Origin of the sequence: Rossellomorea sp. FS2 (assembly GCF_047915635.1) — a bacterium.
Lineage (GTDB): Bacteria > Bacillota > Bacilli > Bacillales > Bacillaceae_B > Rossellomorea > Rossellomorea marisflavi_A.
In genome coordinates this window covers 27,584-52,190 of the sequence record NZ_JBLRVS010000003.1, presented here as the reverse complement: position 1 = coordinate 52,190, position 24,607 = coordinate 27,584, and the positions used below count along the sequence as shown (strand labels likewise).

Annotated in this window: 24 protein-coding genes; 6 read left to right on the top strand and 18 right to left on the bottom strand. The window is 50.1% G+C overall.

Annotation, left to right across the window (positions count from 1 at the left end; all coding sequences use genetic code 11):
• Nucleotides 1–23: 23 nt before the first annotated feature.
• The 9 genes from ACNA6I_RS10175 to ACNA6I_RS10135 all read right to left on the bottom strand — a co-directional run bounded on the left by ACNA6I_RS10175 (nt 24) and on the right by ACNA6I_RS10135 (nt 9,533).
• Entirely contained in the window at nt 24–1,034 is a 1,011-nt protein-coding gene (locus tag ACNA6I_RS10175; protein WP_416313254.1) for a sugar kinase, read from the bottom strand.
• Entirely contained in the window at nt 1,012–1,680 is a 669-nt protein-coding gene (locus ACNA6I_RS10170) for a bifunctional 4-hydroxy-2-oxoglutarate aldolase/2-dehydro-3-deoxy-phosphogluconate aldolase (RefSeq protein WP_048007289.1), read from the bottom strand. Before ACNA6I_RS10170 ends, ACNA6I_RS10175 begins: the two co-directional genes overlap by 23 nt.
• A gap of 1,182 nt (nt 1,681–2,862) precedes the next feature.
• Entirely contained in the window at nt 2,863–3,750 is an 888-nt protein-coding gene (locus tag ACNA6I_RS10165) for an ROK family protein (RefSeq protein WP_416313253.1), read from the bottom strand.
• A gap of 159 nt (nt 3,751–3,909) precedes the next feature.
• Nucleotides 3,910–4,689, bottom strand: coding sequence for an ATP-binding cassette domain-containing protein (locus ACNA6I_RS10160; RefSeq protein WP_416313252.1), 780 nt, complete (start codon nt 4,687–4,689; stop codon nt 3,910–3,912).
• A gap of 15 nt (nt 4,690–4,704) precedes the next feature.
• Entirely contained in the window at nt 4,705–5,478 is a 774-nt protein-coding gene (locus ACNA6I_RS10155) for an ABC transporter permease subunit (protein ID WP_231888717.1), read from the bottom strand.
• Nucleotides 5,479–5,493: 15 nt separating this feature from the next.
• A complete protein-coding gene (locus ACNA6I_RS10150; RefSeq protein WP_079513798.1) occupies nt 5,494–6,453 on the bottom strand; it encodes an aliphatic sulfonate ABC transporter substrate-binding protein in 960 nt (319 codons plus the stop codon).
• Complete coding sequence (locus ACNA6I_RS10145) at nt 6,450–7,271, bottom strand: VOC family protein (RefSeq protein WP_416313251.1); 822 nt, start codon at nt 7,269–7,271, stop codon at nt 6,450–6,452. Before ACNA6I_RS10145 ends, ACNA6I_RS10150 begins: the two co-directional genes overlap by 4 nt.
• Before the next feature lie 230 nt (nt 7,272–7,501).
• On the bottom strand, nt 7,502–8,845 hold the full coding sequence (locus ACNA6I_RS10140; RefSeq protein ID WP_416313250.1) for a sensor histidine kinase: 1,344 nt from the start codon (nt 8,843–8,845) through the stop codon (nt 7,502–7,504).
• Complete coding sequence (locus tag ACNA6I_RS10135) at nt 8,838–9,533, bottom strand: response regulator transcription factor (RefSeq protein ID WP_416313249.1); 696 nt, start codon at nt 9,531–9,533, stop codon at nt 8,838–8,840. Before ACNA6I_RS10135 ends, ACNA6I_RS10140 begins: the two co-directional genes overlap by 8 nt.
• A 118-nt stretch (nt 9,534–9,651) precedes the next feature.
• Between ACNA6I_RS10135 and ACNA6I_RS10130 the strand changes: the two genes are divergently transcribed.
• The 3 genes from ACNA6I_RS10130 (at nt 9,652) to ACNA6I_RS10120 (ending at nt 13,970) form a co-directional block, all read left to right on the top strand.
• Nucleotides 9,652–10,398 carry an ABC transporter ATP-binding protein gene (locus ACNA6I_RS10130; RefSeq protein WP_159643425.1) on the top strand — a complete coding sequence of 249 codons (747 nt, stop codon included), beginning with the start codon at nt 9,652–9,654 and terminating at the stop codon, nt 10,396–10,398.
• The gene (locus ACNA6I_RS10125; RefSeq protein WP_416313248.1) at nt 10,395–12,974 is read left to right on the top strand and encodes an ABC transporter permease; all 2,580 of its coding nucleotides are present in this window, start codon (nt 10,395–10,397) and stop codon (nt 12,972–12,974) included. The genes ACNA6I_RS10130 and ACNA6I_RS10125 overlap by 4 nt, the downstream gene beginning before the upstream one ends.
• A 90-nt stretch (nt 12,975–13,064) precedes the next feature.
• Complete coding sequence (locus tag ACNA6I_RS10120; RefSeq protein ID WP_048015201.1) at nt 13,065–13,970, top strand: hypothetical protein; 906 nt, start codon at nt 13,065–13,067, stop codon at nt 13,968–13,970.
• Between the two features lie 62 nt (nt 13,971–14,032).
• On the opposite strand, the gene ACNA6I_RS10115 is transcribed toward ACNA6I_RS10120, so the two are convergent.
• Together ACNA6I_RS10115 and ACNA6I_RS10110 are read right to left on the bottom strand one after the other, a co-directional pair.
• A complete protein-coding gene (locus ACNA6I_RS10115) occupies nt 14,033–15,730 on the bottom strand; it encodes a methyl-accepting chemotaxis protein (RefSeq protein ID WP_416313247.1) in 1,698 nt (565 codons plus the stop codon).
• Complete coding sequence (locus ACNA6I_RS10110) at nt 15,727–16,851, bottom strand: ATP-grasp domain-containing protein (protein ID WP_048007300.1); 1,125 nt, start codon at nt 16,849–16,851, stop codon at nt 15,727–15,729. Before ACNA6I_RS10110 ends, ACNA6I_RS10115 begins: the two co-directional genes overlap by 4 nt.
• 290 nt (nt 16,852–17,141) lie before the next feature.
• Here ACNA6I_RS10110 and ACNA6I_RS10105 point away from each other — a divergent pair, with 290 nt between their 5' ends.
• The gene (locus ACNA6I_RS10105) at nt 17,142–17,597 is read left to right on the top strand and encodes a GNAT family N-acetyltransferase (RefSeq protein WP_416313246.1); all 456 of its coding nucleotides are present in this window, start codon (nt 17,142–17,144) and stop codon (nt 17,595–17,597) included.
• A 55-nt stretch (nt 17,598–17,652) separates the two neighbouring features.
• Here ACNA6I_RS10105 and ACNA6I_RS10100 read toward each other — a convergent pair whose 3' ends face one another.
• From ACNA6I_RS10100 to proV, 3 genes are read right to left on the bottom strand one after another with little or no spacing between them, the layout of a single operon-like run.
• Complete coding sequence (locus ACNA6I_RS10100) at nt 17,653–18,534, bottom strand: glycine betaine ABC transporter substrate-binding protein (RefSeq protein WP_048007302.1); 882 nt, start codon at nt 18,532–18,534, stop codon at nt 17,653–17,655.
• A 14-nt stretch (nt 18,535–18,548) separates the two neighbouring features.
• Nucleotides 18,549–19,382: an ABC transporter permease gene (locus tag ACNA6I_RS10095; RefSeq protein WP_048007303.1), complete on the bottom strand. Its 834-nt coding sequence runs from the start codon at nt 19,380–19,382 to the stop codon at nt 18,549–18,551.
• Nucleotides 19,379–20,641, bottom strand: coding sequence for a glycine betaine/L-proline ABC transporter ATP-binding protein ProV (proV, locus tag ACNA6I_RS10090; RefSeq protein ID WP_048007304.1), 1,263 nt, complete (start codon nt 20,639–20,641; stop codon nt 19,379–19,381). Before proV ends, ACNA6I_RS10095 begins: the two co-directional genes overlap by 4 nt.
• Nucleotides 20,642–20,956: 315 nt before the next feature.
• Here proV and ACNA6I_RS10085 point away from each other — a divergent pair, with 315 nt between their 5' ends.
• Both ACNA6I_RS10085 and ACNA6I_RS10080 read left to right on the top strand, forming a co-directional pair.
• Nucleotides 20,957–21,490 (top strand): GbsR/MarR family transcriptional regulator, encoded by a 534-nt coding sequence (locus ACNA6I_RS10085; RefSeq protein ID WP_048007305.1) that lies wholly within the window; start codon nt 20,957–20,959, stop codon nt 21,488–21,490.
• 288 nt (nt 21,491–21,778) lie between these two features.
• Complete coding sequence (locus tag ACNA6I_RS10080; RefSeq protein WP_048007306.1) at nt 21,779–22,258, top strand: DUF4306 domain-containing protein; 480 nt, start codon at nt 21,779–21,781, stop codon at nt 22,256–22,258.
• Between the two features lie 31 nt (nt 22,259–22,289).
• Here ACNA6I_RS10080 and ACNA6I_RS10075 read toward each other — a convergent pair whose 3' ends face one another.
• From ACNA6I_RS10075 to ACNA6I_RS10060, 4 genes are all read right to left on the bottom strand, one after another.
• A complete protein-coding gene (locus ACNA6I_RS10075; protein WP_416313245.1) occupies nt 22,290–22,919 on the bottom strand; it encodes a LysE family translocator in 630 nt (209 codons plus the stop codon).
• A gap of 77 nt (nt 22,920–22,996) precedes the next feature.
• Entirely contained in the window at nt 22,997–23,656 is a 660-nt protein-coding gene (locus ACNA6I_RS10070; protein ID WP_416313244.1) for a VOC family protein, read from the bottom strand.
• Nucleotides 23,657–23,836: 180 nt separating this feature from the next.
• Nucleotides 23,837–24,295, bottom strand: coding sequence for a DinB family protein (locus tag ACNA6I_RS10065; RefSeq protein WP_416313243.1), 459 nt, complete (start codon nt 24,293–24,295; stop codon nt 23,837–23,839).
• A gap of 127 nt (nt 24,296–24,422) precedes the next feature.
• Nucleotides 24,423–24,551, bottom strand: a complete 129-nt coding sequence (locus ACNA6I_RS10060) for a hypothetical protein (protein WP_262370547.1) — start codon at nt 24,549–24,551, stop codon at nt 24,423–24,425.
• Nucleotides 24,552–24,607: the final 56 nt, after the last annotated feature.

Genomic DNA, 24,607 nt, shown 5'->3' with positions numbered 1-24,607 from the left:
TCATAGTATGGTAGGTTGCGATGCTATCTGACGATGATGCCGGATCCGCTATCTATAAACTGACGGACCTCTTCTTCGGTGAAAAGGCTGCTGTCTCCGCGAACGGTATGTTTCAGTGCTGATGCCCCCGTGGCAAAGGCGGCAATCACGTCCGGATCATTTCCTTTCAGGATGCCATGGAGAATTCCGGCAGCAAAGGCATCTCCTCCCCCGACCCGATCGACGATGGGATCGATGTGGTGGAGCTTCGATTGATGAAGGGCGCCGTGAACAAAGTAATTCCCCTGCAGGTCATTGACGGTGGAAGACTTCACATCCCTGAACGTCGACGCCATATGGCGTATGTTGGGATACTCCCTTTCCATCTCCTTGTAATACTGAAGCAGTCTCTCTTCACGCGGAAGTGCCGGATCTTTTCTTTCCAATCCGAGGAGATGTAGGGCATCCAGTTCCCCGAAGAATGCGATATCCACATATGGAAGCAGTGGCTTATACGCAAGGGAGGCTTCCCGTTGGCTCCAGAGACTCGCCCGGTAGTTGAAGTCGAAGCTCGTCGTGATCCCGCGTTCCTTTGCTTTTTGAAGCGCTTGCAATGTAATCGTCCTGAGTTCCTCTGAGAGGGCCAGGGTGATCCCTGATACATGGAGGAGACCGACGCCGTCAAGGGTGTGATCCCAATTTATTTCACCAGTGGATAAATGGGAAAAACTTGAGTACTTGCGATCATAAATGACCTTGGCACTGCGTTCCCCGACACCCGATTCCAGATAGTAGGTGCCGAGACGATCCCCTCCCTGGAGGATCAAATCCGTACTCACACCATGGGACCGGAGGTGGTGCTTGACCGCCTCACCGATGGGATGGGCCGGAATCTTACTTACAAAGTGGACGTCATGCCCGAAGTGGGCAAGGGAGACGGCGACATTGGCCTCGGCACCGCCGTAATTCATCTGAAGGGAACCTGCACGGATCAGTCGCTCCCCTTCACCGGTGGATAATCGAAGCATGATTTCACCGAACGTGAGTACCTTCATACGATCCTCCCCTTGCTTCTTTGACCTTCAGGATATACTCTTTCGCGTACTCCGTGATCTTCTCGAAATCACCAGTCTTGGCTGGCTCGAGGAGGCTTCCCCCTACACCGACGGCCACGCAGCCGTTCCGAATCCACTCTGCTACATTTCCGAGGCTCACTCCGCCGGTCGGCATGATGTTCACCTGAGGAAGAGGAGCTTTGATGCCCTTGATGAAGTCCGGACCATAGGCACTTCCCGGGAATAGCTTGATGATGTCGACTCCGCTCTCGAGTGCGGTCTTCATTTCAGTGATGGTCATGCAGCCCGGCATGTAAGGCACCTGATACAGATTGCATAGTTTGGCGGTCGCTTCATCGAAGCTTGGGCTTACGACGAAGTCGGCTCCTGCCAGGATGGCGATCCGAGCGGTCTGGGCGTCGAGGACGGTGCCTGCGCCGATGAGGACATCGGTTCCTTCGTAGATGGAGCTAAGCTCTTTGATGACTTCGGCGGCCCCGTCCACGGTGAAGGTGACTTCGATACCTTTGATTCCTCCGCTGACGCACGCGTCGGAGATGACGATGGCCTGTTCTTTGCTGTCTGCCCGGACGACGGCGACGACGCCGCATTCTTTGATTCCATTCAATACTTCGATTTTTCTCATTGTTCTCCACCTGCACTCTTTAAATTTCCTATTTGGAAATCTAATTTATTATTTAGAAATATATGAGTTCAGTATAAACAAAGTTTGGGATTTTCACAATAAGAAACGCTTACAATTCTGAAAATTGTTTTCGACTTAGTGTTCGGAGATTTTTGTAATCTTGATTAAATGAGGGATCATTTATACGGAGACCGTTCCGTTTCGCTGCGGGTGGCCGCTTTCCTGCGGGGTGGACGGTGAGCCGCTTCGGCTGCGCCTGCAGGGTCTCACCTGCCCACTTTTCCCGCGGGAGTCGGCCCCCCTCCGCTTCACTTCACTCTTTTTTGTTTGATGGGGAGAAAGAAACGGAAACTTAGATTCATAGGTTAGATTTGTCCGAGTTGTCTATATTGAACCTACAACCTACATGGTGGATCAAATCAGAGGAGCGGACCTATCTACATCACATTTCTTTAGCTCAGGGATGCTTGCCATGATAGACTCATCCACTTGAAATTTCTATCAAACTCTTCTAACCCTCAGAGTGGATCGGAGCGGAGGGCACTTGACTCCTACGGGAATAGAGGGATGTTCGAGACCCCGCAAGAATGAGGAGGCTCGACTACTCCCCGTGGAAAGCAAGGGCCCGCAGCGCAGAGGAACGGACTCTTCCACATTGCCATTTCCTCTATACTAGGAATCACTCATGATTGTCTCTCCTCCTTGAAGAATTCCACCGGAACTCCTCTAACCCACAGAGTGGATCGGAGCGGAGGGCACTTGACTCCTACGGGAATAGAGGGATGTTCGAGACCCCGCAAGCATGAGGAGGCTCGACTCACTCCCCGTGGAAAGCAAGTGCCCGCAGCGCAGAGGAACGGACTCTTCCACATTGCCATTTCCTCTATACCAAGAAGCATTCATGATCGTCTCTCCTTCCTTGAAGAATTCCACCGGAACTCCTCTAACCCACAGAGTGGATCGAAGCGGAAGGCTCTTGACTCCTACGGGAAATGAGGAATGATCGAGACCCCGCAAGCATGAGGAGGCTCGACTTCCTCCCCGTGGAAAGCAAGGGCCTGTAGCGCAGAGGAACGGACCCTTCTCCATTACCACCTCCTCAATACCGGCAGGCAACCCATATCTGTCATTGATATAAAAAAACAGGCTGATCCCAAAAGACCAGCCTGCTCCCAAATACTATTATACCCGTGTTGCTTCCCTGTTGATTTCATCTTCATACGCTTCATGTGCAAGCATGAGAGACCCGGTAATACCGGCGTTATCTCCAAGACCTGGTGAGACGATATACTCTTCCAGCGGCGGAAGATCGACATATCCATTGATCATCTTCTCCAGATGCTTGTAGATGATCGGGAAAATCTGCTCCTGCTTCATCACGCCCCCACCTAGGATGATCTTCTTCGGTGAGATGATGACGATATACTGCATGAGGGCCTGGGCGATGTAGTAGCCTTCCATCTCCCATACTTCCCCTTTGTCTACGAGCTGGTCGCCTTTGACACCCCATCTTGCTTCGATGGCCGGACCTGCTGCCAGTCCTTCAAGACAATCCTTATGATACGGGCATTTGCCTTCATATGCATCATCTTCATGACGGCGAATGAGGATATGGCCCATTTCAGGATGGGAGAGTCCCTGGAGGAGTTTCCCTTGGACGACGGCACCGGCACCTATGCCCGTGCCGACCGTGATATAAAGGCAGCTGTCGAGGCCTTTGGCTGCGCCGAATGTTGCCTCCCCAAGGGCTGCGGCGTTTACATCCGTATTGAATCCGACCGGAACGGGAATGGCGTCTTTGATCGCTTGAACAAACGGATAGTCCTTCCACCCGACCTTAGGCGTGGATGTGACATTTCCGTATGAAGCGCTTTCTCTATTCACATCGATCGGTCCGAATGATCCGATGCCGATCGCCTTGACGGGATGTTTCCTGAAAAACTCAATGACCTTCGGAATCGTTTCTTCTGGAAGGGTCGTTGGGATCTGGACCCTATCGATGATGGTTCCCTGTTCATCGCCTACAGCACAGACAAACTTCGTACCGCCAGCTTCAATTGCACCTAGCATGTCTCATTACCTCCATCTTCTCTATCAATCTTCTTCTATTCTACCTCAGGTTAAGCTCGGTTTCCTTTACTTTTATCGGATTCGGCATACATTTTTCTTCGGAATTTCTCCTATGATGCACAAAAGCCGCCGCTCCACTGGCGGAGCGGCGGCTTCTTTTCAGATCGTTTTGAATTTCTTTTCTTGTAAGGGAGGTGCTTCCTTCATGATGGCGGACAGCACCCTTTCCTCCAAAGCGACGAGTTCCGGTGATGAAACCTGCCTTGGTCTTGCAGCATTCACCTTGACATTCAACGCGATTCGCCCGTCTTCGACCAGAACGATCCGATCTGCGAGGCGGATGGCTTCCCGTACATCATGTGTGACCAGGAGCGCAGTGAATCCTACCCCCTGCCAGATTGTCTCCACAAGGTTCTGCATCTCAAGCTTCGTGAAGGCGTCGAGGGCACTGAGCGGTTCATCCAATAGAAGGAGGGACGGCTCATGGATAAGGGCACGGGCCAAGGCGACACGCTGTTTCTGTCCTCCGGAAAGCTTAGATGGCCATTGATCCTTGTAGGACAGGAGTCCAACGGCCTCAAGTACGCTTTCCGCCCTGGCCTTCCAGTCCCCTTTCAGGCCCAGACCGACGTTCTGGATGACCGTCTTCCACGGAAGCAGCCTGGAATCCTGATACATCATCGTAATCTTGGACGCATCTTCACCCGCAGGCTTCCCGTTGAAAAGCAGTTCACCATCGGACAATGATTCAAGTCCGGCCACCAGGCGAAGCAGCGTACTCTTTCCGCTACCGCTCTTTCCGATGATGGCGACAAATTCATTTTTCTCCACCGTGAGCTCTATATCTTTCAACACTTCCTTATCGCCGAATTGTTTACCGGCACCGACCAGGTCGATCCGGACCGGCTGGCTGTTGCGTTTTGTTTCCAGATTGGACATAAGACTTCCTCCTTTCTATGATTTCACATAGCTTTCGTTCCACTTCAGTGCCTTCTTCTCGCCGACTTGAGCGACGATGTCGGCCAGTTTTCCGAGGAGGGCGTAGATGACGATGCTCAGGATGATGATATCCGTCTGCATGAACTCCCTTGCGTTCGTTGCCAGATAGCCGATCCCCTGCTCCGTCGGTATGGTTTCTGCCACAATCAATGTGAGCCACATCACGCCGAGGGCATAGCGGAGGCCGACAAAGATGGATGGGAGAGCCCAAGGGAAAAGGATATGTTTGAACAGCTGCCATCCCTTCAAGTTATACATCCTGCCCATCTCGATGAAGTTCGGATCCACGGTCCGGATGCCATGATATGTGTTGATGTAAACAGGGAACATCACCCCGAGGATCACCAGGAAGATCTTCGCGCTTTCATCGATCCCGAGCCATACAATCACCAGGGGCAACAGGGCAAGATGGGGGATATTCCGGATCATTTGGATGGTTGTATCCGTCAGGCGGAAGGAAACATCCGACAGTCCATTCAGGATGCCAAGGACGAACCCGATCACACCGCCGATCAGCATTCCGATGGCCGCACGCGACAGGCTTGCGAGTATATGTGTGGAGAGTTCTCCGGATACCGCAAGCTCCCATCCACTCACTACTACGGCAACAGGGGACGGAAAAAGGGACGGGGAGACAATTTCAAGGGATGACACAAGCTCCCATAGGGCCAGGAGAAGGATCGGGATGATCCACGGCTGGACGGAATGGAACCAATTATTCTTCTTCAAACCTATCATCCTTCCTTACTTGATCGGCATGTCTTTTGATACATCCAATTCTTTTGGAATCAAGCCGATTTCGTAGTATTTATCAGCCTGCCTCTGCTGGGCATCGATGATTTCCTGTGTAATGCCCGTGGCACCGTACGTTCGGCGTTCAACCGCTTTGGAAATGATGCTCTCATCGATTCCGAGCGCTTTGGAAAGAAGATCCGTTACTTCGTCTTTGTTTTCGTTCGCCCACTGATCGGATTTGTCGATGGCTTTTATGATGACGTCCACGAGCTCCGGATGGTCTTCGGCGAATTCAGGAGTAGAGTAGTAGAATGTGCGATTCGGATAATCATAATCCTTATTTTCCGTCAGGGTCTTCACGTCCAGTTCGGTTTCGATACCGGCGAAGAATGGGTCATAGGAAGCAAGGGCGTCCACCTGTTTCGTCTCAATGAGGGAACGGCCCTGCGCCGCATCTTCCGGGTACACCCATTGAACATCGTCAGCCGTCAGTCCGACGGATTCGAGGGCAAGAATGGCAAGATAGTGATGGTTTCCACCCTTCAATACCCCAACCTTTTTGCCTTTCAGCTCTTCTATGGAATTGATTCCAGAGTCGGTCCTGACCATGAGCCCGACACCTTCCGGATTGGGGGCATCCGCCCCTACATACACAAGGGGTTTACCAGAAGCCTGGGCAAAGATCCCCGACCCATCTGCCGCATGACCGAAATCGATGGCGTTTGAATAGATTCCTTCAAGAAGGGTTCCGCCATGGGTGAAGAGCTTCCACTCCACTTTATATCCTTCTTCCTTCAGGGCTTCTTCCAGGAACCCGCTTTCTTTCAGGATGTTGATCGTATTCCCCTTTTGATACCCGATCTTGATCACCTTCGAGTCCTTCTTCTCCGCACTCGATGATGAACCGCTGCATCCTGCCAATAGGAGAAAGATCGAGATCATGATGGCTATGACACTGTACTTTTTCATTTGGCTTCCTCCTTTACCTTGAATCGATAATCACCTTCGCGAATTCTTTGTGTTCGGGATTCATTTCCTTCAAACAGGACCTGGAACGGCTTTTCTCCCCGTTCGTCGAGCACGTTCTGTACGATGCCTTTCCCGTTTGGTGTATAGAATACGAGGTTGCCTCCTTGCAACTTCAGGCCCTTTCCCTTTGCCTGCAGGGACTCGTCTTCAAACTCCTCTGTTATGGGAAGGTCCAGGATGTCGGCCCAGCGTGAGACTGCCCCGAGATCCTTCACGGCAAACCCGACAGCTTCGAGCGTCAGTCCCCCCGCTGGATGCGCAGAGATGACACCTCGCTCTTCGAGGTCACGCTGCCGCTCCCCATCTCCTTCTTCCCATTGAATGAAAAAGGGCAGTTCAGGTCCTCCTTCAGGATCTCCTACATGCAGCAGCTTCCAACTCACGACGCTCCCATCAGGACGTTTCCTGCTCATCGGGTTCGGTCCATGTACATCAAGACCGAGTTCTCTGAAACGTTCCGCATCCTGCTCCAAATCTTTCGACCTCAATGCAACCCGTGACAATCCTTCCTTGTATCCGTCATGCCGGAACGTTTCGCGCAGACTGTAAGGAACCGCTGAGGCAGACTCTGCCAGTCCCTGATCGAATACACCGATCCATTCGATGTAGCTCAGCCCAAAATATCCGAGGGCATTGTACGTACCATGGTTTTCGTGCCTTCCTCCTTCGACTGCATGGATCCCGGCGCGAATGACTTCTTCCCGGGTCTCTTCAGGACTATTGACGAAATGGACCAAATGATCAAATTGAAATCCCATATTCCTCTCCCCTTCTTTGACGCTTTACATGATAAAAGCTTGACGCTGCAAAAAAAGACCCTACTACCCCCTTGAAAGGGTAATAGGGCCTTCGGTTTGTCCGATCAGCTCCGCTAATTCATATTAAATTCATCGGATTAATAAAATTTATACTAATATGGTTTCAAGGAAAAATCAACCTTTTATTTATAAAATTCTGACCCTTTATTTATGTAAACGCTTTAATCTATCTATAATCGGATAATGAATGTCGACCCTTTCCCCATACAGCTCTCCACCTCGATCTGTCCCCCATGACGTTCCACGATTTGCTTGGCAATGGCGAGTCCGAGTCCGCTTCCCCCTGTCTCCCTGTTGCGTGAATGTTCCCCGCGATATAAGGGCTGAAAGATGGAGTGGATTTCGTGAGGAGGTATGCCTTCCCCGTTGTCTTCCACTGCAATGCTTGAAGAACTGACAGTCACCGTCACTTCCCCGTGTGACGGCGTGTACCGGATGGCATTGCCGATGATGTTTTCAAGGGCACGTGAAAAGAGAAAAGGATCTGCATCGGCTACAAAATCCCCTTCAGATCTTATCGATAATGCCTGAGCTTTCTCCTTCGCCAAAGGCATGAGACTGATCACGAGCTCCTCTGTCAGGAGGCCCATATCCACCTGTTGAAGAGAGAGCTTGGCATCGAGCAAATTCATCTTCGTGTACGTATGAAGCTCGTCGATAAGCTGATTGAGGACGTTTGCCTTCCGGTGGCTGATGTCGACATAGTTCATCCTCTTCTCCGGCGTATCGGCCACTCCCTTTTGTATCCCTTCCAAGTATCCCCTGATCGAGAAAAGCGGGGTCCGGAGATCATGGATGATGGAGGAGATGAACATCTTTCTTTCCTCCTCCATCTGAGCCTGACGGGTCGTGGATTCCTCCAGCTTCACCTGCATGGCGGAGATGGACCTGGACAGGTCATTCAGTTCCTTGACCGGAGTAGAGGGCAGCTGCGAATGGAACTGCCTGGTGCTGATGAGTTCCGCTGCCTCCTTCAGTTCTTTTACAGGCAGGAGGATCTTCTTCCTGATGAAGCGTGAACCGATAATAAGAATGAGGGCGAATACCGCAAGAAAGATGAACCCGCCCCCCCATTCATTAACGAGATAGTTCAGCCAGGAAGGTCGCTCCGGCATGACGGGACTCCTCAAATCTTTGACGTAGACCGTCCCTTGCCGTTCCTGACCATCCATCAGCGGATATTCCTCAAGAAAGGAGAGGCCCTGGCTTCCCCCTGGCTTCATGTTAGAGAATAAGAGTTTGTCCTCACCGTCGAAGATTTTCAGTTCGACTTCCTTCTCCTCAGCTTCCATCTCCATCTCTTCTTGCCACCCGATGTCTTTCCATAGGTCAGACTTTGAGAGGACGTCTTCGTTCACCCAAGGCTCCAGGCTCGGAAGGAACGATTCGGCCTCTGACGCATGCCAACCCTCATAAAGGGAGACGACGCCCCTTGTCACCAATAAAGGGAGAACCATGAAGAGAAGCAGGAAGAGCAGAAGCCATTGTTTAATCGAAAGGGCCTCCTTACGCATGGATCAGCTCCTCCGCTTTGTACCCGACGCCCCATACCGTTGAAATCTGGAAGCGTGACGTCTTTTCCTGAACCTTCTCCCTCAGCTTGGCAACGTGGACCCTGACGGTGTGAAAGTCCCCTCCTTCATACCCCCAGATCCTCTCCAGGATCTGTTCGTAGGTGTAAACCTGATTGGGTCCCTCAAGGAATAGATGCATGAGCTCGTACTCCTTCCCCGTCAGGTTCACCCGTTCGTTTCCGACCTGGAATGTACGTGAATCAGTATGGAGCGAGACACCTGCATAGGACAAGGTCGAAGAAAGGGTGGGACCGATCCTCCGCTCCACTGCCTTGACTCGTGCCACGATTTCTCCGGGGGAAGCATTTTTGACAATATAATCATCCGCCCCGATGCTGAGTCCCCTGATCTTACTTGTATCATCATCCAAGGCACTCAGGAAGAGAATGGGGATGGACGATGTCCGGCGGATCTCCTTGCAAAGGGTAAAGCCTGAATCGTCCGGCATCATGATATCCAGCAAAACAAGAAAAATCTCTTCCCTTTCAAGGTGCTCCCTTGCTTCCTTTGCATTGAAGGCCTTCAAGACATCGAATCCTTCCACCATAAGAAAGTCTTCCAAAAGGTCTGCGATCTCTTTTTCATCATCTACGATCAATATTCGTCTACTCATCTGTTTCGTTCCCATCTGTTTTTCTTTTATTATATCAATCCCATCCTTGGATAAACTTGATAGTTTCTTGATACTTTCCCGATGGGGAGTTGAGGTCCCTTCTGTACGATACGGTCATAGAGGAGGAAATGATATGACCATCTTGCAAATCAACCATCTTGAAAAAGTATACGGGCAGGGCTCCAACGCCTTCCATGCCCTGAAGGATCTGACGATGAACGTGGAAAAGGGTGAGTTCCTTGCCATCATGGGGACAAGCGGTTCAGGGAAATCGACCCTGTTGAATATGATGGCCGGACTCGATCAACCGACCAGGGGGACCATCCACCTGAACGGGCAGCCTGTCCACTCATTGAGAGACGGTGCCCTCACCGAACTGAGAAGGGATCACATCGGATTCATCTTCCAGTTCTTCAACCTGATCCCGGTTCTTACGGTTCTGGAGAATGTCACCCTTCCTTCAGATCTGGCTTCAAAGAGGAAAGGCATAAAGAAAAGGGCCATGGATCTATTGGATCATCTCGGCATTTCCCACCTTGCCGGTTCGTTCCCCTCCGAGCTCTCGGGTGGACAACAGCAGCGGGTGGCGATTGCGAGGGCCCTGGCGACAGAGCCTAAGATCATCCTCGCCGATGAACCGACCGGAAGCCTGGATTCAAAAACCGGAAAGGAGATCCTGCAGCTTCTGCGAGCTTTTACCGAAGAGCTCGGTCACACCCTCATCATGGTCACCCATGATGCTCAGGTTGCCGCCCACTCCCATCGGGTCATCTTCCTTCGCGACGGGGTACTTATAAACGACACGCGCCTTTCAGGAAAACACTCCATCATGGAGAATACGGCCCTTCTCAATCAGGAAATCGAGAGGTTCTCCCTATGATGACAGCCCTTCGTTTAGCCATTCGCTTCCTGCTCTCCCGGAAGAGCAGGACCATTTTATCCATCATAGGGATCTCACTCGGATTCGCCCTGCTGTTTGCCACCAACATCCTGATGACGTCCCTGGAGGTCGCCAATGAAGGGATTGCCGAAGAGAAATATGGCCGATATGAAATCATCGCAGGCTATCAAACCGCTTCATCGTTCCTGACGGATGAACAGGTGAAAGACATCCAATCCTATCAGGAGGTGTCCCGCACAAGTTCGTTTCTCTATCCCTACATCGGGGACGATCATCCGTACCAGTCCGTCACCCAGCTCCAGCCCATGTACATCGGTGTGGATTGCGTGCCGTTGACCAGTGAGCACCCCTTGGGGAAGCTTTCTTCGGGCACGCTGCCGGGGAACGGGGAGATTGCGATTCCATACAGCTGGGCCAAATCACATCATCTTTCCATCGGCTCAGAATTGACCCTTCCGTTCCCCCCGGGTAAAGACCGGACCGTACGGGTGTCAGGGATCCGTGCCAAGAGCGAGCATACCAACTTTATTTTTTTGTTCGAGCGGAAATGGCTTGCAGATGCAACCGGACAATCAGGTCATACAACGACCGTCATGCTCGACCTCAGTGATTTGAGAGAGAAGGAGGCTGTCCTCCAGAAGCTGAATGAGATTGATCCGGATTTATATATCGACCGGCAGGCTGCAAAGGATACCGAACGCAGCCAGCTTGGCGGACTGAAACCTCTCGTCCAGGGACTGGGTGCCGCCGTGACGCTGGGGAGTACACTTCTCCTCATCAGCACCCTGCAGATGTCGATCCAGGAACGGAAGAAAGAAATCGCCACCCTTCGCCTGCTCGGATCGAAAAGGCGTCAGATCGTATGGCTGGTCATGACCGAGGCCATCATCCTCGCGCTTGTATCGGGCTTGCTCGGAATCGGCATTGGCGCAGGTCTCGCCTTCATGCTGCAAGGCTTCCTGGCCCGCATGAGCGGACTGACCATTACCGGGCTCACATTCGATCCGTCGTTTGCCCTCCTGAGTCTGGTCGGGGGGATGATGGTCACTGTAGCGGGCAGCTGTCTCCCAGCCGTCCTTGCCAGCCGCGAACGTCCGCTTCATGCATACCGTGAGGCGAGCATTCATGGTCACAAGGGCGGTTGGGTCAGGAACTTGCTGGGGGCTGTGGCCATCGCCTTCGCCCTGATAGCGGCACTCTTATCAGGGGGAGCAAAGGGACATCTTGCCTCAGCAGCCCTCCTTACAATCGGGACTGGACTCCTACTGCCTGCCCTTTTCAGCTGGACCATCCGTGCATTGAGCTCCCTTCTTGCACCCCTGATCCGCAATGGGGCATCCCTGGCGAGGCGCAGCACCCTAAGGCAGGCGCGACGAAGCGTCCAGATTGCGGCCGTTGCGATGCTTGCCTGCTCGATCGGAATCGTTGGTACGGGGGTGCTCGGTACCGTCAAACAGGATACGATGAAGAGCATCATGGATCGTTATCCACTCGATCATATCCTTCAGTCGAATACAGGATTGGATCAAGATGGATTCAGTCCAGAATTATTCCACGATATCCAAGAGCTTGACGGGGTCTCTGCCGTGCCGATTTATAAAGGAAAGCTCATGATTACCGATGGATGGAAGATGCGCGGCACTAATATGAGTACGATTGATGTGGACGGTAAGCCTGAATTGCTCACCTCACTTCAACCCGTGGACTGGAAGGTGCTTCAACAGGCGTTTCCCCTTATGATTTCAGCAGGGGAAATCAAGATGACCGATTTCAATGAGGGAGGGGTAGTCATCACTTCCTTTATGTCGGAAAAACTTGGCCTCCTGGTTGGAGATTCCATCTCCATGGTAAGAGAATCAAGCTACGACTATGGCTCAGGTAAATGGAAGAGAGGATATGAAACAGTAGACTTAAAGGTAACCGGTATCATACAGGCATTCCCTTTCGGCGATCGGGAGGATTTCTCCTTCTACACCTCACCGAGTTGGATGGAAGCGAACATGGGACCGGTCAGCTTGGATGAAATCCACTACACCCTTACCGATTCCTCCAAAAAGGAGGAGCATGAAGCACGTATTCAAACGTTTGTTCAAAATGAAGGAACATCTGAGGCGATTTCGTTGGATAAGGGCGAGGAACTGGAGCTCTTGCAGCATCAATTCCTCCAAAGGACCACTTTTCTGGGGATTACCATTTCCCTCATATGCCTATTGGCCTTGATCGGATTGATGAACAACATGACAGGAAGCCTGAAGGAACGAAGAAGGGAAATCGCGACGATGAGGGCGTTAGGGATATCGTTCAGGAAGATTTCACGCTTGATCCTGACCGAAGGAGTCCTCATTACATCGGCAGGCGGCATCCTGGGCTCCCTTTACGGGACCATCCTGCTTCAGCTTCTCTTGTCTGCCCTGGACCATCATTCATTTGTCATGTCGTGGGCATTCACTGGGGGTTGTTTGATCCTCTCCCCCTTCCTCGGCATGGCGGCGGTCCTTTTCCCTTTGTGGAAGCTAAGGAGATCCTCCATTCTACAAGAATTGGCGGCCCGTTGACGTCAATTCCACACCCGGCCTTCATAACATCCTGATTATTCCGATAATGACAGTAACAGGAATAAAAATGTGTAAATGAGGTGGAGGAATATGAAGATCGATCTTTCGTATACCGGGGCATTGATGGGCGCCCCCAAGGATCTGAACCAGAATGGACATGCACCTGCTTTTCCGAAGGACCCCGTAACGATTCCAAAAGAAGACAAGGCGTATACTGTCACTCTTTCCAATGAGTGGAGAACGTTCGCCGATACGGAGAAGATCAGGATGGAGGACCTTTATTCCAAGACCACCATTGATCCCGATGATCCTTTCTCCTACAAGCCCAAGGATCAATGGCTGATCTTTAGTCAATCCCTTCAGGAGCAGGGAGCTTTCGAGGGGAAATCACGAGAAGAAGTCGCATCCATGGAAGAGCATCTAAAGCGGATCACGGATGGATTGGACAGTCTGCACGTCGGCGGAATCGATCTTGCCGGCGGAATCACCAGAGAGTTGGATTCCTTCGAAGCGCATCTGGAATATGCCGCTTCCCTTTCGGCATTGAATCGATTCAGCGAGAAGTTCCTGACCGGTGATACTCAGGCAGGATTCAATGACCTCATCGATGGATACGCAAAGCATAACCGTGCGGTCGTCGAACATCACAGTTCGTTGGAAGAGCGATTCTTCCAGGCACGGGCATCAATCGCTGTACCTGATGTACGTCTGACGCCTGAACAGGAAAAAGAAGTGCGCATCACCAACCGCCTGGGGAAATCCGATCGGATCCTGAAGGATGAGCTTGTACAGACGTACATCACTTTCTTTGAAGGAATCCGGCATGGAGATGACATCCAGCCGGCAATAGACGCAGTAAAGAAGGCCTTCCTCTCTAACATCATTGACCAGACCCCCTTGAAGGACCGCGAAGAGATGAAGGAATGGCTGATGGAAAGGACCTCAGACACGTTTGATAGAATTGGATCCTACTTCGCTGCATTGAATGACCGCTGACGCCAAACGAAAAAACCCAAGAATGAGTTTCCTTCATTCTTGGGTTTCCTTTTTTTGTATTCCTACAATTTGAACCTTTGGACTTCTTCCTTCAATGAGTCGGCCATGGTCTTCAGCTCACTGTTTTTCGTTTGAAGGGTTCGGACCGTGGTATTCTGCTGTTCGGAAGATGAGGCGATTTCCTGAAGCGTCGCCACCCCTTCCTCTGAGATCGCCGCGATTTCATGGATGGATTCAATGGAATCTTTTGTGTTTGATTGCACGGTATCCATGCTCGATACCATTTTCCTCACTTCATCGGAGAGGCCCTGGACACCGTGGAAGATGGTTTCAAACAGCTCTCCGCTTGTAGCTACAAGATTCACTCCGTCTTCGATATCGGAATTGACTTCTTTGTTGGCATCCATCATTTCGGCTGTCTGCTGGTTGATCTCTTGGATGGCCTGATTAATGGTTTTTACATTGGAATCAGTCAGGCGCGCCAGATTCTGAACCTCTTCTGCCACGACGGCAAACCCTTTTCCAGCTTCTCCCGCCCTGGCTGCTTCAATGGAAGCATTAAGTGAGAGGAGATTGGTTTGATCTGAAATGTCCTTGATCAGGTCAATATCCCGGTTGATGGCGACGATTTTATTTTCCAGGGTCATCAATCGTTCGTGGCTGATCTGGCTGTTCTTCTGGATCCGGGTGATTTGATCGGTGATCCTCACAATCTGATCGGACCCTTCTTTTGCCCGTTGGCTCGTGCTCTGTGTGAACTGGTCGATGAGTCCGGTCTGTTCTGTCAAAGCCTTCACTTCATCAGACATGGAAGTGGTACCGGCTGAGATCCGCTCGATATGCTGTGAGCGGCTCTCGCTCGCCCGCGCTTCCTCCATCGTTCCCGTGGCGATTTGTTCCGAAGCCTCGGTCATCTCACTGAAGCCTGTCACGAGATCAACGCTTGTGGCATCGATCGCGTCTGCATTCGTCTTCACGCTTTCGATCATCCGGATAAGATTCCCGCGCATATGCTCGAACTTATCGGAAAGGGTCCCGATCTCGTCTTGCCTCGACGTGGTGATTTCTTTGGTCAGATCTCCACTGGCCATTTTATCCATGGAGTGGACAAGCTTCTGGATATGCTTATTCATGTTGCGTCCGAATAAGTATGCAATGACACCGCCGATGAGGATGGCCATGACCACAAATCCGATGAGGAAAAGATTGATCGTGGTGATGAGGTCATCTATGAACTGCGTGCTCATATCGACGCCGATGATGGCATCAGATCCATCCACCGGAACGAAGTAGGATTTATGACTTCCCCATTTATCTGTATAAATAGAGGTAAGGACGGATTTCTTCTCCTCAAACGCACGTGCCTGATCATCCGTGAACGGAGATTCCACCATGGCATCGGACGATCCATTCATCCCGACGATGTAGTCTTTCCCATTCTGCCGGGTCAGCACGTACACGTACTCGAGGCCTTCCTTGCCCTTGGCGTACTCATCAAGGAATGTTGTGAGCTGGGATTCACCACCCTCGCCTGCTATCACCTGATTCACGACGTTTTCATCGGTGAACGCGGATAAATTCTCTCCATTCATCTCGAGGATCTGATCGAATTCCGGAAGCACATGTTCATCGATAATGTATCCGGTGATGGATTTCACGAAAATGAACAGCGCCAGTCCGATGATTGCAAATGGAATCATGAAGTTCAGGAACATCTGGCCTTGCAGTGACTTCTTCGGATTCAGATTGAATGATTTCATGACGGTACCCCCTCTTTCTTCTCGGTGATATACGGGTTCAACTCTACGTGCAGAAGATCGTGGACCTCTTCCATGGATGACGTTCTGAAAAAGACCACTGAAAGCATCTGATCATCAGATGATTCGACGTTCCGGTATTCGAGGATATCCGTGAAACGTTCTTTCAATGCTTCATGATCAAAGCTGTGCAAGTCCTGTTTCAATATGTCTACAGGAAGTTCTATGCAACAGAACCCATAGATGCGATCGTCGGTGCGCTTTAAGATTTCCGACCAGTCCGGACGTTCATTGAGCATATAAGCCTCTGCACCATTGATGCCGTATGCATGGGTACTGATATCCGTCGTACCGGCTCCAGCAAAGCGGAGCGGGTTCAACTCAATTGCCATCATACCGGCTTCACTGCGACGCAGCTCCAAGTGGAAGGGGTAGTGACTGACTTCAAGCATCCCGCTAAGTTTGTGAAGGAATCCCTCCACTTCATGGAATACTTCTGCCACGATGGACGTAGACGTATAGTACATACGGTCGGATGTATCGGTTGAAGAGGCAAACATCCTCTTCAGGATGTTCAGGATCACCGGTTTCCCTTCATGATCGAAGTAGCAGTCGACTGCATACTCCTCCCCGTCAATCCACTTCTCGATGATGATCTCGTCCTGGTCTACGACCGACTCGCTGTAGACTCCCTTGGACAGGGTCAGCTCGCCATATAGCTCAGCAACGGATCGATCCCATTCGGAGCGATCTTGAACCAGCTTCACCCCGACACTTGAATAGCCTTTATTCGGCTTGATGACGAGGGGGAATGGCAGGATCTCTTTTGACATGGAGCGTAATTCTTGCAGGGATACCAGTTGGAAATAGTAGTCCGGGAATAGATCGGACAACATCGCTCTGAACGTTGCCTTTTGTTTGACCATCTGGGAAATCCGGGTGAAAGGATGATGAGGCGCCCATTCATTCAGACGCTGAAGGCATGCCTCGGAATTCGTCAGTACTCTGGAATGCTCGTCCAGTTCCAATGGTCCTTCGCACTCTTCATCAATAACGGGTATATGAAGGCGCTGGGCCGTTTCCATCAACATGGGGGATACATTTTCTTTTTTGATAATAAACACATTTACACCTCCGTGGATTCTACCCTATAACTATCGGCCATCCTCATGGAGTTTGAATAGAATTACACTTATATTTGTAGGTATTTAAGACTAATCATGAAAATAAAAGTGATTCTTTTGGATTATAAATGGTATAATATCCAATTAATATTCCTTCTATGGAAACTTCTTCTTATTTTTCATAAAATGGTGATAGCCAATTGCATCTGTGTTGGATATGACGCAAAACGTTTCACATGAAACAATCGGTTGATCCAAAGAGATACGTTAAGCCTTGAGGAGGAAATGAAGTGAAAATCATAGTAGATGATGTATCGGGAGCGGCCATTCAAGAATTGATTACAAGTCATCTAGCAAGCATGAATGAGACGTCCGCACCGGAAAGTGTGCATGCGTTGGGAATCGATAAGCTCAGGAGAGAGGATGTTACCGTTTGGAGTGCCTGGATAGAGGAATCCCTGGCCGGGTGCGGAGCCTTGAAAGAACTAGATCCCACCCACGGTGAAATCAAATCCATGAAGACCGACCCCGGACACCTTCGGAAAGGCGTGGCCGGCGCCCTTCTCTCCCACATCATACAGGAAGCAAAGAATCGGGGGTATCGCCGGCTCAGTCTTGAGACAGGCTCCATGGATGCCTTCCGTCCTGCTCAGCTCCTGTATGAGCGCGCAGGCTTCCATTACTGCCCACCATTCGGATCATATACCGATGACCCGAACAGCCGGTTCATGACATTGGAATTATAAGGATAAAAAAGAGGATGCCCCCGTTATCAGGAGGCATCCTCTTTCATTTCATTCATTATTTAAGATCTTCGATTGAGTCGGCTTCTACATAAGAAGGAACGACAAGACCTGTTTTTGCACCTTCAAGGTTTGGTCCAAGACGGTCCATCTTATCACCATATTTATCAAGGTAGTCTTTATGAGTCAATGGCAACCATCCGGATACCGTCGCATCTGCATTTCCTTCAGCTACAGCCGTGAACATTGGACCTGCATCCAGCTGAACAAGCTTCACTTTGTATCCGATGCTCTCAAGTACTTTTGCCACAACATTCGTGCTGGCGATTTCGGAATCCCATGCTACATAAGAAAGGGTGATGTCTTCGCCGCTTACTTTGTCAGCACCTTTTGTCCATTCATCGACTTTATCTTTGTTGTCTTTTACCCATTTATCAGCAGCTTCGGCAGGATCGGTACCTTCTTGGATATCGACCATGACTTCACCGATGTCATCATTCGTCCAGCTGAACTGATCCAGCACGGTGTAGGCGCTCGGTTGATCTTCTTTCAAACCTTTACGTGCGAAGGTTTCGATTTTTTCAGCGTCACCGTACACACCTTTAGGGTCTTTCAAATATTTCAGGTCATACTTGGCGAACATCCAATGCGGAGTCCAGCCGGTCACGATGATTGGATCTTCATTTTTGATGGCTTTATCAAGCTCTGCAGCCATTGCAGCTGAAGAAGACTCGACCAATTTGTAGTCTTTAAGATTATCGTACTCTTCCAGGGCTTTGTTCGTTGCCGTCATGATACCGGCTCCAGGCTCGATCCCGGTGATTTTGTAGTCCACTTCATCACCGATTGTCTTGCCTTCTTTTGAATCATTTCCACAAGCGGCCAATCCTACAGATAGAGCGAGGATGGAAGCCAAACCAGCAATACGTAGTTTTTTCATTGTGTTTCCCCCTTTTAGTTTTTAGATGAACCTATATTTTGAGAAATCCGATCGAGCACGATCGCCAGGATGACGATGGCCAGACCAGCTTCAAAACCAACACCGACTTTCAATTGGGTAACAGCACGGTAAACATCTGCGCCTAGTCCAGGAGCACCGACAAGTGAAGCGATGACGACCATGGAAAGGGCCAGCATGATGCTTTGGTTGATACCGGCCATGATGGTGCTTGTAGCCAGCGGCAGCTGAACTTTGAACAGTTTCTGACGTGGTGTTGAACCGAATGCATTCGATGCTTCCACGAGATCTTCCGGCACCTGACGAATCCCGAGGTTGGTCAGACGGATCGTTGGAGGCATGGAGAAGATGACAGATGCAATGATACCCGGTACAACTCCGATTCCGAAGAAGATGATTGCCGGAATCAGATAGACGAATGCAGGCATCGTCTGCATAAAGTCAAGGATCGGCGTGATGATTTTCATCGCGCGGTCACTTTGTGAAATCCAGATCCCGATTGGTATACCTATTATGATAGATATGATAACGGATGCTAAGACGAGGGCGAGCGTATCGATCGTTCCATCCCAGTAACCAAGATTGTCAATGAGCAACAGGCCGACTGCCGTAAATACGGCGATGGTCCAGCGGCTCACCCACCAGGCGAGGGCAACAAAAATCAAAATCAACAGAAGCGTAGGGATCGATTCAAGAACCATGACGAAGAAATCAACAACAGATCCGATGGCATCAGTCAGGAAGTCAAAGAACGGTCCGAAGATGTCTTTGATCCAGTTGACGAAGCTATCCACCCAGCTTGCTAACGGAAGTTTCGGTAGGAATGTCATATGTTATTCACCTCGATTCCCTCAGCGTCTACATTTGTATCTGAGTGTTCTTTTGTTTCGGTTGTAAGATTCATGTCTGATTCGAGACCGGCAAGTGCGCCTAATACGGCACCCCTTACGATGACTCCACGCAGTCTGCCTTCTTCTGTCACGACTGGAAGTGGCAGGCTTGCCGTTGCGACTTGTTCGAACATATCGACAAGCAGTGTCTCAGGTTTGAGAGACTCGATATCCGTGATCAGGATATCCTGAAGCGTTTGTTGATTTTTCACCGCTGCCGAAGCAGCTTCGATGGTGACGGCACCAAGCAGCTTCTGTTTGCTGTCCACGACGAACAAGTGGGAGATCCCCTCGTCCTTCATGACTTTCACGGCTACACGCGGTCCGCGGTCGATGCGCACCATTTCAGGGCGCTTCATGACATGCTCAGCAGTGAGCACTTTAGACAAGTCGACGTCCTCTACGAAACGCTCAACATAGTCGTTGGCAGGGTTTGTCATGATCTCTTCCGGTGTACCCACCTGTACGATGTTCCCATCTTTCATAAGGGCGATGCGGTCGCCGATGCGAAGGGCTTCATCAAGGTCATGGGTGATGAAGACGATGGTCTTCTCCATTTTCTCTTGAAGCTCGAGAAGTTCATTCTGCATGTCTTTACGGATCAACGGATCCAATGCGCTGAATGCTTCATCCATGAGAAGGATATCAGGGTCGTTTGCAAGGGCACGCGCCAGACCGACACGCTGCTGCATACCACCGCTGAGTTCGCTCGGGTAGCTGTTTTCGTATCCTTTGAGACCTACAAGCTCAAGGGATTCGATAGCCTTTTGCTTACGTTTGGATTTTTCTACACCTTGGACTTCAAGTCCATATTCAGTATTATCGAGAACAGTTCGGTGAGGGAATAGTGCGAAGCGTTGGAACACCATGCTCAGTTTCTTCCTTCTTACTTCCCTAAGCTCGTTGGGTTTGAGCTTAACGATGTTCTTGCCATCAATGAGGACTTCTCCATCGGTCGGGTCAATCAGGCGATTGAGCATCCTTACCAATGTTGATTTTCCACTTCCTGAAAGCCCCATGATTACGAAGATTTCACCTGCATATACATCGAAGCTTGCTTTGTTTACACCGACGGTCATGCCGGTCTTTTCAAGTATTTCCCGTTTGGTCTTGCCCTCGTTCAGGAGTTTGACTCCCTGTTGGGGCGATTTACCAAAGACTTTAGTAACGTTTTGAACGCTAATTTTCTTCTCAGCCATAAATCCACCTCTAACTTTGTTTAAAAACGTCAAATTTTGTCGAATCCGAGCGATTTTTCTAGCATACCTTAAAAGTATAAAGGACTTTTGTCGGAGGTAACAAATGGGATAAACCTTCATATTCAACGTATATAGTCCGTACAGTTAAAACTGTACGTTCGAAATCATCTTATTCTTAGATTTCTTTGGATATCCTCCCATATCCTCTCTTTATGTTCCCTTTACTTTGAAGAATTCAAACCTTAAAATAAATCAAGATGAATAGTTAAGGATGGTTTCCGTCCTTTTTTATTGTGATTAGAATGGTGGTGTATTATGCATAATGAAGGTTTAGTCGCCCAGGCACGGGAGAGAGTCATTGAATCCGTGGCGAGAAACATGCATTTATACGGGGTTTCTCCTTCCATAGGACGCATTTACGGGACCCTCTATTTTGAAAATAGACCAATGACCCTGGATGAGCTGAAGGAAGAGCTGGAAATGAGTAAAACCAGCATGTCCACCGGTGTCAGGACGTTGTTGGAATTGAATATGGTTGAAAAAGTATGGCGAAAGGGTGAGAGGAAGGATCTGTACCAGGTGAAGAATGACTGGTATCAAAACTTCATCGACCGGTTCACCACTCAATGGAGGAAGGGAACCCAGATGAATCTCGACGCCTCCGTCAAATCCATGCGGGACCTGGAAACTGCCATAGCAGACACAGATGACGAAGAAACCGCTCAGAGGGCAAAGGATCACCTCGAGAGGATCACCTACGCCATTGAATACTATAATTGGCTGAATCAGGTCATCGACCTTTTTGAATCGAGGAAGATTTTCGACCTCACTCAACATAATGAAGAATGAAAGCCGGTTTCGATGGAAACCGGCTTTTGTTGTGGCCTTTTTCATGCATTCCGATGTTAACAAAATGTAACTTCAATCCAACTGGGTGAAGATGGTATAATATGGGCAAATCAGGATGCTTCATCTGCCCAGTGATTCTTATGGGGGTTTTCTTAACATTGAAGGGACAAGCGTTGATGGTGGGCACATCAAGTGTCTAAAGTTGAATGGTCCCAGCTTACGGGCAGGCAGGAGCCTCCCGGAGCAACACCTCATGTCTGATGAAGCATTGAAAAAGGTGTGATTTAATTGAATAAAAGGAATGTGAAGACCTTGATATTCCTGGTCTGCCTTACGATCCTTCCATTCGCGTTCTACTTTTCCATGTATGAAGGAAGTGCGCTGCTTGAGGATCAGTTCGAGTGGAAGAATTCGGCGAAGGTGTCGGCGAGCGCGGGGGAAGTGACAAAAACGGGGGATATTAATCAGGTGGACTTCTTCATCTATGCAGCGAAATTCCGGCCATTTTTCCCGATCGTGACGACGATTTGCGCAGCTGTCATTGCATTATGGGTCATCGACCGCTTCTTGAAGGCCCGTGCCCATATGATCGGTAACGGGATTGTAGGTTTTGCCTCCATCATCGGTGGCCTCTACTTGATCAGCGGCGTCACAGAAGGAAGCAGTTATTTCAGTATTGTGCTTCTTCTACTCGGTGCAGCTGCCCTGCTTCTTGCTTTCAGGAGCTTCAGGTCGGGGCACTCACGCTCGATTTTGAACCATTCATAAGAAAACCGGCCATTGAAGGCCGGTTTTTCATTTACAGATAGTCTTTGATGTCGTGTACAAATTGGTATAAGAAGTAACATCCGAAGCCGAATAGCAGGATCCCGGCCGCGATCGAGGTCCATTTGATCATCGCTCGATTCATGGCCCGGCGGGTGGCGGCCACGATCGAGAGCAGTCCAAGGTCATGGATCAAGATTCCCGTAAGAACCCCCGCTGCAGCCAGGACTAATCCGATCTTCGAGCCTGAATAGGAATCGGCCAGGACCGTGCCGAACACAGAGACCCAGAAAACGAGATTACCTGGCGATACAGCCACGAGCACTCCGTTCCGGTAGGTCTTCCATAAAGAGGATTGGGGGCGATCCCCTGCCATCGTGATCCCATGGTCGGCATTCTTGATTGAATCATAAGCAAGGCCAAATAGGAAGATGGCTCCTACCACCCATAGGGGCAGCTGTACATACGGCAGGGACAGGACCTGGGCGAGTCCGAGATACATGGCAAGAACAAGGAAGAAATCGATCGTCATTCCGCCGACGCCCACTGCCCAGCCGTGGAGGAAGCCGTTTTTCAGTCCCTGCTTGGTCATTTCCACGGTTACGGCCCCCACGGGGAGGGCAATGGAAAATCCGACGAGTACAAATTTTAAATATGTATCCATTCAGTTGTGTCTACTTTCATGTAAAATGCACATTCATTCTCCGTTTTGTATAATTATACACTCAGAGATGGGTGTCTTCAACCACTAAGATGAAACGTCATGGTGCCCCTGTCCGTCTTGACGATCGTCGGGGCGGGCAATCCTGATTTGTCGGAGAAAATCCATCGTCTCCCGGCCCTTGCGATGATGATGAAGGCACCATCTCCTGCCTCCCCCATGAAGTTCAAGGTTTCCCCGTTTGATAATGGCCCATCATTTCGCGCCGGGATCCCTTTTGCCACCACTTCTTGTGAACAACGATACACTTCTTCCGACGAAATACCGATCTCACTGATCCCCAGAACCTCTGATGGACTGAATGATCCCGCGTGTGAATCGGGGTTCACACCTTCTCTCGCAATGAATTCGACAATATTTCCAGCGGGGTCCAGGAAATAAAACGCTCTGGCCTTGGATTCTTTGAAAAACACCTCGTCCTCATCATCCTCCCTTGCAAGCGTCACCCGCTCGGCCATAAACGCTTTTGCCGACTCGAACAGATTGACCGGAATATTGAAAGCAAAATGGTAGTAGCAGTCCACCCCAGCTTTCTTATGGACGGTCAGGGTTCCGTCGCCCACTTCAATATCCGTCGAGCTGTCACCATTTGTCGTGCACGTGAAGCCTACTATATCCCGATAAAAAGCAACCGTTTCTTCATGGTTGCCGATGAAAAGCTCCAGCTGATGGATCTTCATTGACATCTCCTCCTTTATGCTAATCATAAATGCTGCAAAGGAACGGACCATCAACCGATGGAATGAACTTCTTTCAGCCATAAGGCGGGGATCTCAACCGGAATTGTTAAATCAATATGAACCCATGTCCTTCGGGAGATTGGAAATAGACATCTTTTCTTGAAATCGATCTCCAATCCCTCAAAAAGCCTTTTTAATATCCAGGATCGTCTGAAGGTGCATCCCTTCATGGAAAACCGTGCGAATGAGAACCTGCTCCACCGTCCTCATCCCCATTTCGGTCTGAGGAAACGCTTCTTCCATCCGGTGACCCCATCGTTCCCTGATCATCCCGGGCTGCTCCTTCAGCAGGGTGAACAACTCCTCGAGGGATGGCGTTTCCTGAGTGAAATTCTGCGGAGAGGTTCCGTAGCCGAACCAGGCAGGATACGTTTCAGGCACCTCCTGCTTTTCCTTCGTCAACGCCTCGATCCACTGATACTGATCGAGGTAGATATGCCCGAGGTTCCAGCGGATATTGTTACGGAAAGGCGGTGGAATCACCTCTGCTTCTTTTGGAGTCACAGAGGCCGCCGCATGCAGGACCTCACGTCGATAGGCGCTCAGTTGGGTGAACAAGACTTCATGACGATCAATCAATTTCGATTCCCTCCTTTAGGAACGTATCACCATTAATCACTTCGCCCTTTCCTCCCGTTTTCCTCTGCTTTTCCACACAAAAAAACACCACCCCATGGATGATGCGGATCATCTGTGGACGGCAGCGTCAACCCTCTTCATCGTCCACGCCTTTTTGTTCACTGGGAGAGAATTTGCCAATCACCAACGAAACGACGACCATCAATACCACGACAAGTCCACCAGCAGCAATGATCAACCAAAGCCAACTATTCATTTGACTGTCCCTCCAGGTTTGCGTTTTATCCATTATATACCACCTGATACAAAAGG

Bases quoted from the DNA above. Each gene is read 5' to 3' on its own strand.
- ACNA6I_RS10175 (WP_416313254.1), bottom strand. From the start codon at position 1,034: ATGAAGGTACTCACGTTCGGTGAAATCATGCTTCGATTATCCACCGGT.
- ACNA6I_RS10170 (WP_048007289.1), bottom strand. From the start codon at position 1,680: ATGAGAAAAATCGAAGTATTGAATGGAATCAAAGAATGCGGCGTCGTC.
- ACNA6I_RS10165 (WP_416313253.1), bottom strand. From the start codon at position 3,750: ATGCTAGGTGCAATTGAAGCTGGCGGTACGAAGTTTGTCTGTGCTGTA.
- ACNA6I_RS10160 (WP_416313252.1), bottom strand. From the start codon at position 4,689: ATGTCCAATCTGGAAACAAAACGCAACAGCCAGCCGGTCCGGATCGAC.
- ACNA6I_RS10150 (WP_079513798.1), bottom strand. From the start codon at position 6,453: ATGAAAAAGTACAGTGTCATAGCCATCATGATCTCGATCTTTCTCCTA.
- ACNA6I_RS10145 (WP_416313251.1), bottom strand. From the start codon at position 7,271: ATGGGATTTCAATTTGATCATTTGGTCCATTTCGTCAATAGTCCTGAA.
- ACNA6I_RS10140 (WP_416313250.1), bottom strand. From the start codon at position 8,845: ATGCGTAAGGAGGCCCTTTCGATTAAACAATGGCTTCTGCTCTTCCTG.
- ACNA6I_RS10135 (WP_416313249.1), bottom strand. From the start codon at position 9,533: ATGGGAACGAAACAGATGAGTAGACGAATATTGATCGTAGATGATGAA.
- ACNA6I_RS10130 (WP_159643425.1), top strand. From the start codon at position 9,652: ATGACCATCTTGCAAATCAACCATCTTGAAAAAGTATACGGGCAGGGC.
- ACNA6I_RS10125 (WP_416313248.1), top strand. From the start codon at position 10,395: ATGATGACAGCCCTTCGTTTAGCCATTCGCTTCCTGCTCTCCCGGAAG.
- ACNA6I_RS10120 (WP_048015201.1), top strand. From the start codon at position 13,065: ATGAAGATCGATCTTTCGTATACCGGGGCATTGATGGGCGCCCCCAAG.
- ACNA6I_RS10115 (WP_416313247.1), bottom strand. From the start codon at position 15,730: ATGAAATCATTCAATCTGAATCCGAAGAAGTCACTGCAAGGCCAGATG.
- ACNA6I_RS10100 (WP_048007302.1), bottom strand. From the start codon at position 18,534: ATGAAAAAACTACGTATTGCTGGTTTGGCTTCCATCCTCGCTCTATCT.
- ACNA6I_RS10095 (WP_048007303.1), bottom strand. From the start codon at position 19,382: ATGACATTCCTACCGAAACTTCCGTTAGCAAGCTGGGTGGATAGCTTC.
- proV (WP_048007304.1), bottom strand. From the start codon at position 20,641: ATGGCTGAGAAGAAAATTAGCGTTCAAAACGTTACTAAAGTCTTTGGT.
- ACNA6I_RS10085 (WP_048007305.1), top strand. From the start codon at position 20,957: ATGCATAATGAAGGTTTAGTCGCCCAGGCACGGGAGAGAGTCATTGAA.
- ACNA6I_RS10075 (WP_416313245.1), bottom strand. From the start codon at position 22,919: ATGGATACATATTTAAAATTTGTACTCGTCGGATTTTCCATTGCCCTC.
- ACNA6I_RS10070 (WP_416313244.1), bottom strand. From the start codon at position 23,656: ATGAAGATCCATCAGCTGGAGCTTTTCATCGGCAACCATGAAGAAACG.
- ACNA6I_RS10060 (WP_262370547.1), bottom strand. From the start codon at position 24,551: ATGAATAGTTGGCTTTGGTTGATCATTGCTGCTGGTGGACTTGTCGTG.